Annotated in this window: 5 protein-coding genes, 1 tRNA gene and 1 pseudogene; 3 read left to right on the forward strand and 4 right to left on the reverse strand. The window is 45.7% G+C overall.

Annotated features, from left to right (window positions below; all coding sequences use genetic code 11):
• From VIM72_RS26470 to VIM72_RS26485, 4 genes are all read right to left on the reverse strand, one after another.
• The coding region (locus tag VIM72_RS26470; RefSeq protein WP_332005828.1) for a FecR family protein at positions 1-657 on the reverse strand (657 nt) is incomplete at its 3' end.
• 91 nt (positions 658-748) lie between these two features.
• A complete protein-coding gene (locus VIM72_RS26475) occupies positions 749-1,300 on the reverse strand; it encodes a sigma-70 family RNA polymerase sigma factor (protein ID WP_332005829.1) in 552 nt (183 codons plus the stop codon).
• Positions 1,301-1,314: 14 nt separating this feature from the next.
• Positions 1,315-4,359 (reverse strand): S41 family peptidase, encoded by a 3,045-nt coding sequence (locus VIM72_RS26480; RefSeq protein WP_332005830.1) that lies wholly within the window; start codon positions 4,357-4,359, stop codon positions 1,315-1,317.
• 82 nt (positions 4,360-4,441) lie between these two features.
• The gene (locus VIM72_RS26485) at positions 4,442-5,965 is read right to left on the reverse strand and encodes a hypothetical protein (RefSeq protein ID WP_332005831.1); all 1,524 of its coding nucleotides are present in this window, start codon (positions 5,963-5,965) and stop codon (positions 4,442-4,444) included.
• 167 nt (positions 5,966-6,132) lie between these two features.
• Here VIM72_RS26485 and VIM72_RS26490 point away from each other — a divergent pair.
• From VIM72_RS26490 to VIM72_RS26500, 3 genes and pseudogenes are all read left to right on the forward strand, one after another.
• Positions 6,133-6,203, forward strand: a tRNA-Gln gene (locus tag VIM72_RS26490).
• Between the two features lie 561 nt (positions 6,204-6,764).
• Positions 6,765-7,598, forward strand: coding sequence for a hypothetical protein (locus tag VIM72_RS26495; RefSeq protein ID WP_332005832.1), 834 nt, complete (start codon positions 6,765-6,767; stop codon positions 7,596-7,598).
• A 277-nt stretch (positions 7,599-7,875) separates the two neighbouring features.
• Positions 7,876-8,352 (forward strand): annotated as a pseudogene (locus VIM72_RS26500) (hypothetical protein); the annotation flags it as partial.

Consider the following 8,352-nt stretch of genomic DNA (forward strand, 5'->3'; position numbering starts at 1 on the left):
GCCGGCATAGGCGCTTACATTAAAAACGGTGCCCAATACTTTGATATCAAAAGCGGAGGTATGTACTATAAAAGGGTACTGTGCATGTTGTGTTACATCAAAAAAAGCTTCACCCGTAAGGGTGAGTTTTCTGTTGACTTCATTAAACCCGGCGGCCAGCTCCACGGAGCTGTTCTTCCGCAGGATAATAGAGGAGCCATCCGGCAGCACTATTGTTTTACGGGGATCATTGCCTGCATTGATCACCATGCCGGTTTTGGGAGAGGCGATATCCGCAGGCGTGCTATGCCGGCTGAACAGGTAAATGGCGCCGGCCAGCAATACCATACCCGCCAGCACAGCGGCATATTTAAATACGGAACTGATCTTTTTACGGGGGGAGGTATTTTCCGCGGGCTGTTCTTCCAATGCCATATGTAGCAGGTCATAACGGGCAATGCCGTCTTTCAGGTGTTTCAGCTGTTCCAGGCGGCTACCCTGCCGGGCAGACAATACCCCGATCATATACCGGGCTTCCTGAACTGCAGCTGTTTTTTCAGGATGGCGGGCTATCCAGCTCTCCCAGAATAATACATCGGTATCATTCTCTTCCAGGCAATAGCGCTGGAAAGATTCATCACATGCAAAATCGGCGGCTTCGAAATCCAGGAAATTCATGTAGGTAATGCCTTTGACTATACAGACGGCAAAACCGGCCGCTTTTCCTAAGCGTTTTATAATTTTTTTTTCGGAAGATAGGAAACGCCTGCTACTTCAGCATTTTCCTTAATGATTTAATGGCATCATAAATGGTATTGTAGGCCGTTTTCACCGTTTGGGAAGTTTGTGCAGCGATCTGCTCGTATGTCATCCCCTCAAAAAATTTCAGCCGTATCAGCTCTATCTGCCGGGGGGTAAGTGCCTTCAGCGCCAGCTGCAGCCGCTGTTTTAATTCTTCATCCTGTTGTACCTGTATGATAATTTCTTCATAAGATAATTCGCTTTCCGCTTCTTTATCGGTCATACGATGAATGGCGGCATGGATCTTCGATTGATAGGCCAGCTGATCCAGCAGCTGTCTTTTCAATGCCGTAAATAAATAGGCCGGCACATTGGTAACCGGGGGCAGTCCCTGGTGCCGGGTCCACAGCTGTAAAAACAACTGTGTAATGCAATCTTTAACCAGTTCATCGCTGCCGCATACTTTTAATCCAAACCTGAGCAGATGTGAATAGGTATTATTATACAGTGCAAACAACGCCTGTTTATCGCCGTTTCTCAGGCGCTCCCATTGAATATTATTGTCTTCTTCATAAGACATAAAAATACAGGTCGTTATAATGTTGATAGTCCAATTTCCTTCATCAGTTGCCGGATAGCTGCTTCCAGCTGCTGATCCTTTCCCTTCGTGATTTCTTCGGGCAAATTATTTACCCGTATATCCGGTGCTGTCTGGTGATTTTCCAGGTAATATCCTTCTTTGCTTTTCACACCCAGTGAAGGTACGCTCCAGTGGAGGTTTCCATCGGGCAATGTTTCTCCTGTCATAAAAGTACAGCTGCCCGGCACCGGCATTCCCACCAGCTTTCCCATGTGGAGATACTGGTAGTCGAAAGCGAAACAGCTGCCATCGCTGTAGTTGGCTTCGTTGGCAATCACTACTGATGGCCTGGTCCACCGGAAGCCAGGCTCGATGCTCTCCACCTGGGAGTCTGTTGTATTTCTGCGTACTTCTGTACCGGTCAGCATCATGCCCAGATCGGAGGCCAGGTCGCCTCCCCGGTTAAAACGGGTATCTACTATAATGCCTTTACATCCCGCATACCGGCCCATTATTTCGCTGTAGGCGTTGCGGTAGGCGGCATCATTCATCCGGTATAAATGTACATATCCCAGTTGCCCGTTGCTGATACGCATTACCTCCTCGCGGTTACGCTTCACCCATCTTTTATACAACAGGTCGCTTTCCGCATCCGGTGTAACCGGCGTTACCGCTATATCCCGCAGCTGATGCCCGTCATTGATGGTAAGCTGTATTTTCCTGCCCGCCTTGCGGTTGAGATATTGTGAAAGATCTTTATCTGCCGTGATCTGCTCTCCGTCTACAGCCATGATGAGCATTCCCGGTTGCAGGGCAAATGCTTCCTGGTCAAGCGGCCCGGTGGGAAGTATTTCATTTATTTTCACACCGGCCCCGTTGTAAGATACATCGTAACAAATACCCAGGGAAGCCGTTTCTTCTTTTTCTTCCGGTATATTACTGCCTGTAGCGCCGCTATGGCTCACGTTCAGCTCTCCCAGCATTTCGCTGATCATTTCCGCCAGTTCAAAATTATTGGCAATATGTGGCAGGAACTGTTCATAATTCCGGCCGTATGCTTCCCAATCAGTTCCATGATAACCGGCGGTATAAAAGGCTTCTTTTGTTCTTCTCCATATATGTGAAAACATCGCCTGCCTTTCTGCGGCCAGGTCTACTTTCATGATACCTTTTACCGTAAGGCTATGCTGCGTTTGCCCCGTGGTATCCAGTTGAAGGAGACGGGCGTCTGCCAGCAGGAAAAGTTGTTCTTGTGCCGCATCCCATTGCAGGGAAGCATCTTCCGCCTTAACAGACAAAGGCATGGTGGATGTTTTGGCTGCTATATCCGTTATCCACAACTGGTAACTGGCGCCGGCTTTTACCAGGTAATATAATTTGTTGCCGCTTTTACTGAGCAATACATCCCCGAGCATGACAGAGGAGGGCGTGAGCCTGGTGATCCGTTCTGCTTCTTTAAAATCAGTGCCGGAGAACGGCAACGCATATACGTCGTGCTGCCGGCTGCTGCCGGAGGAGAAGCCCCGCAGCCCGTTCCGGTCGCTTTTCCAGATCATCATTTTCCCGTTCATGGCCCATTGCGCGCCTTCATCATTAAAACCGCTTTGGGTAATATTCTGTAAGACGCCCAGGCCATCGGCAGTTACAAGCCCTATTTCCTGGTTACCGGCGCCGGGTTGATTATACTGCACCAGCAGGTATTTGCCATCGGGGCTCCAGCGGAAATACTGGTCATGGTCTTTACGGCTGAACAATGAAGCTATGCGGCGGCTTTTCCCGGAAGCGATGTTATATATTTTTAACGTTACCCTGTTTTCGATATAAGCCACTTCTTTTGCATCAGGAGAATACAACGGCTGGTAATTTTCCTGGTCGTTAGCCAGCAGCGCAGTTGCTTTTCCCTGCTGCAGATCCATGGTGCAAAGCTGCCAGCCATGGCTGGTTTCGCTGGCATACAACAATTGCCTGCCATCCGGTGAAAAGCTCAGGTCGGCTTCTTCCCCGGGTGTATGCGTCAGTTGCCTGACAGCCCCATGTGCTATATCAGCGGAAAATACATCTCCCCGGAAAATAAAAGCAAACTCTTTACCGGAAGGCGATACCACACCGTATTTAATGTGATCCGTTACCGGCACCATCTTTATATTTTCCGTGAGCGGGTTGCTAATTTGTATGTACACTTTTTGGGGCGCCCTGCCTGGTGACTGCAAATAAATATCCCCGTTGAAACCGAAGCACAGCAAGCCATTTCCGGCTGCGCTCAGAAACCTCACAGGATAATCTTTAAATATGGTCAGCTGTTCCGGCTTTGCAGGATGATCCAGCCACAAACGGTATACATTGAAGCTGCCGTTCTGTTCACTTAAATAACAGATAGCTTTTCCGTTGTTTGTAAACACCGGTGACCGGTCTTCCCCGGGAAAATCTGTTAGCTGCCTATACGAATTGTTTTGCCGGTTGTATAGCCATATATCTCTTGCTGCTGCAGATACCTGGTGCTTACGCCACTGATTTTCCCGGTTTTTCTTATCATGATAAATAATGTATTGCGGGCTGATCTTCGCGTCTTCCGCGGGAACAGGCAGCAGTTGCGTAACCCTGGTGCCGTTCACAGGCACGCGATACAGTTCAGGCTGCGCATCTGAGGGAAACTGCCGGCTATCTGTTGCATCCATTCTTACACCGCCAAAAATAACCTGCCGGTCATCTTCACTAAAATCATACGGATATTCATCCGCAGAATGAAAGGTGAGTTGCTTTTCATTACCACCATTGGCATCTACCAGGAAAATATCTGCATTACCATAACGGTCTGATGCAAAAGCAATACTGCGGCCATCATGGCTCCATACAGGCATCCATTCTTCTCCATTGCTACTGGTTAGTCTTGCGGCAACGCCACCGGTAGCAGCTACCTTGTATAAATCACCTTTATAAGTAAATGCAATTGTTTTTCCATCAGGAGAAAGGGAAGGATAACGCAGCCAGCGGAGGGAATCCTGGGCAAATAAGTATTTCCCAAAACACAAGATAAGCAAAGAAATTATCAGTCTTTTCATTCGCAGTGCATGAATGCAGTTTGTAACAGCCCGGTTAAAGATACAAATATATCATTCATATTTTCCGGCTGAAACAAGCCCGCTATATGCCCAGCATCAGGGGTTCTTCCTCAGTTTCGGCTTCTTTGCGGGAGATTAACGGCGCGTCGGTTATTTCCGTAAGCAAGAGCGTATAACCCAGCAACAACACAATCAGCAGCACCTGGTACCTTAGCACAATAGGTGCAGCAAAAACGCTGAATGCAAAATTCAGTGCAATGAAAACCCAACATAACAATAACGCGATATTAAATTTGCGGCTGGTTTTCCGGATCCCTTTTTTAATAAGGTAACGGATGGTTTCTTCCAGGAACAACAGATGGCAAATAACGATCAATGAAGGGAACAGCGACATAAGCGTACTTTGCAGCTCATTATATTTACTTTCCGGCTTGGGTTTATCTCCATCTCTGAAAAAAGTAGCCACGTCTTTATTCACGAGGTTAATCACCGGGCGGTTATAGCCGCCCAATACCTCCAGCTCAGGTAATAAATAAAGCTTTGCATTGCCAAGCAGGTAATAACGGGTGAAATCCCAGGGATACCTACGGATCATGTAATTGCCGTATTCACTGCATACAGGCGCTACTGCGCTCCAACCGGCGTATACGTCCTTATCTTTATGCACCTGTACATAATCCCTCAGCATACCCTTCTGCGGTCCGTTCATATCCCACATAAAATACGACCCGTCAGACACAGCAATCCTTCTAGGCAATTTCTTCACCGCCGTGATATAATGATACACGGCTTTATGCGTTTTTGCCAGTTGTACCGGTACTCCTCCTGAATCCAGCGGCATATACTGCATCATATACATGGCATTGTTCATGATCTGCCAACCACTAAAAGCAGAGAATATTTTCACACCGGAATGTTCCGCCGTTTTCTGACGGGTGAATATCACAAACGAAACAATCAGTACCACCGGCAATAAAATAGCCGCTATCTTCTGCCAGGGCCGGTAAGTGGACAACAGGATCGGTATCAGCGCTACCAACGGGTAAAACATGGCATTGTACCGTACCGTAAATGCGTATCCCAACAATATCCCGTGAAATACCAGCAGCAAGGTGGTTGGCTTGTGCAGTATCCATAAGAGGAGGGTGATCCAGGTTAGTCCCAGCGAAAGGAACAAGGCATCGGAAATAAAATAATTACTCAGGAAAGGGAACAAGGGATTAATCAGCAGAAAAGCATAAAACCCATACCGGAAATAACTCTGCGGGTTAAAAATATAGCATACACTAAAGTAAAAGAAAAACGCGCTGGCTTCCAGCAGCACAAACTGTAGCACCGCCAGCATGGTTTCCGAACGGGAGAACTGGTGAAACAACCACAGGAATTTGGAATAGCCCACCGGCCAGAGGTTGTAGTTCCTGTTCTGCAAAGCCGTTTCCATATAAGATCCTGTATCCGAAGTAAAATCCATATAGGGGAAGAAATGCTTAAATATTACCATTTTTATCACCGCCACAACAACAGCCGTTGCCAGGAGCAGGCAATTACGCCGGTTGCTGAATATAAACGCGCCGAAACCAGGGGAATGGGGGGATAGTAATAACATAGCCAGTTTTGAGGGATTTAACAGATAGTTACAAGTATAAAAGAAGCCACTGAATTGGGGTATCAGTATATGATTTCCAGCGTTTTAAAGAACTTTTTTCCAGAAAAAGGGATTAAAAATTTGGTAATTATCGGAAATGTTATAATTTCGCGGTCCTGAATTGCTATTGCCTGATAGTATAACGGTAGTACGACAGACTCTGACTCTGTTTGTCTTGGTTCGAATCCAGGTCAGGCAACGAAAAAAAAGCTCGCTGAATAGCGGGCTTTTTTTATTGGGCTGAATGTGTAGTGATAGTATCACGTGATACTATCAAATGCCTGAATAATGACGCCTCCATATCAAATTACAAATAGAATTCTCCAGCTTATTGTCTCCATTTCTGAGAAAATCGGGGAGATCAATGCCTTACATCTGCAAAAAGCTCCGTCCACTTTAAGAAAAACCAACCGGATCAAAACCATCCAGTCGTCCCTGGAAATAGAGACACTGTTATAAAAATCTGTATTTTCGTGGCTCCTGCCTTTAGATGATTGTCGTTTGGTGGTTGATAAAAGTGAATTATCATGTACGTACTTCCTCCATTAATAGCGTCACCAATAATTTGATAATCGGCGACCTGAATTAAAAATTCCTGTTGCAGCTCCACTGATTATAATTGTAGTATATTTACGGTTATACTTAATGCCTGAACCCGGCATTAGATATCCTATTCCCCTTTTTACTTTTATCACTGATTTATAAATTAACGGGTAACCATCATCGGTGATTAACCTTAACCATCCTAAATATTAGCACCATGAAAAACCTACATTCCACAATGAAAGCATTGTTTATAGCTTGTACATTGATTTGTTTTTTAGGAGCCTGCAAGCGGAATGATATTCCTTCTCCCCCCGATAAACATAAATGGCTACTTAGCAAAATAACCCAAACAACACCAACCTGGCTTGGAAGTGCCAGCTTTAATCTGGAGTATAATGAGTTTAATAAACCCCGGATAGCCAGGCGTTATGTAATCACTGAGAAAGGAGACACAGGAACCTATGGCTATATTAGTTATCGGTATAACGGGCAAAAACAATTGATCCAGGTGGAGACTTATGATAGTATAAAAGAGTGTAAAATGGGCACTTGCATTTGGGAAGTAATGCACTTTTTTGATGACTTTTATTATGATGCGGCAGGGCGGATCTCGGAGATGAAATCTTTCAGCGGAGAGCTGGGTGATACCAGTACAGCTCCGCACTTTACGATGACCGTTTCTTACCAGGATACTGTCGTCACCTATCGGAAAACCACGAATAATTATACCCGAATTGAAACTTTCAATAAACAGGGAAATTTACTGGAAATGGTATACGTACATACGGGAAGTCGTTATACTTTTGGGTCTTATGATCATGCTCCTAATGTGCATTCATTGGCCAACTTACCTGTGAATCCTGAAGCCCATACTGAATCGTTGTCAAAAAATAATCCTATGAGCTGGATATACAAAGATGCCAATGGGCATGTTTTTAATGCAGTCCAATACGAGTATCTTTATAACCAGGATAGCTTGGTTACAAAAATGACCAGCAGAGGTTTGGATACAGTTATTGAAAGATTTGAGTATATTAAAGCGAGATGAAATAACGAAAACCAGTTTTTGTCTTTGTGGGTGTATTTCCGGCAGACGCTTACATAACATGTTTATATAAGCGTCTCCAAACATCCGGGCCCGCACTGCTTCTCTATTCACCGCATTTTATGCGGCAAATAATTATATTCCTGACGTACATCGAGGAGTACGGGTACACCAACCCGATCGATACTTCAAAGATCCGTTCCAGGCAACTGGAATCTTTCTATGCTTTGGATTCCTCACTATAAAAAATTCCGTATATTCGGTTAACTAAATTATCGATATGGCTAAACAAACTGGGTTATTCCAATTCACTGGTAAATTGGGTAATATGATCGGCTACCAGCGAAATGGAAACTACTTTGTTCGTTCCATGCCGCTAACGGTCAAACAAACATCCGCCACCCGCCAGGCATCCCGCAACTTCGGGATCGCCAGCAGGAAGGGCAAACTGATCCGGCAGGCAATAATGCCGCAGCTGGATCTTCACTACGACGGCTCCCTTGTGAACCGCCTGAACAAAACGCTGATCCAGGTCAAACACCTGGAAGGATTCCGGCTGAACAGGCATACCGGCGTGGAGAAATTCTTCTCCGTGCAACCGGTTATGCAAAACGGGCGACTAATAATTCCTGCGCAATCATTACCGCCGCAGGGGGCCGGCACACACCTGGAAGTCACGGTAGTGGCTACACGCATCAGCTTCATAGAAAAACTTATCACTCAACATCAAAAAGTAACCATCACCATCGATATCAAT

Source organism: Chitinophaga sp. (assembly GCF_036569185.1).
Classification (GTDB): Bacteria; Bacteroidota; Bacteroidia; order Chitinophagales; family Chitinophagaceae; genus Chitinophaga.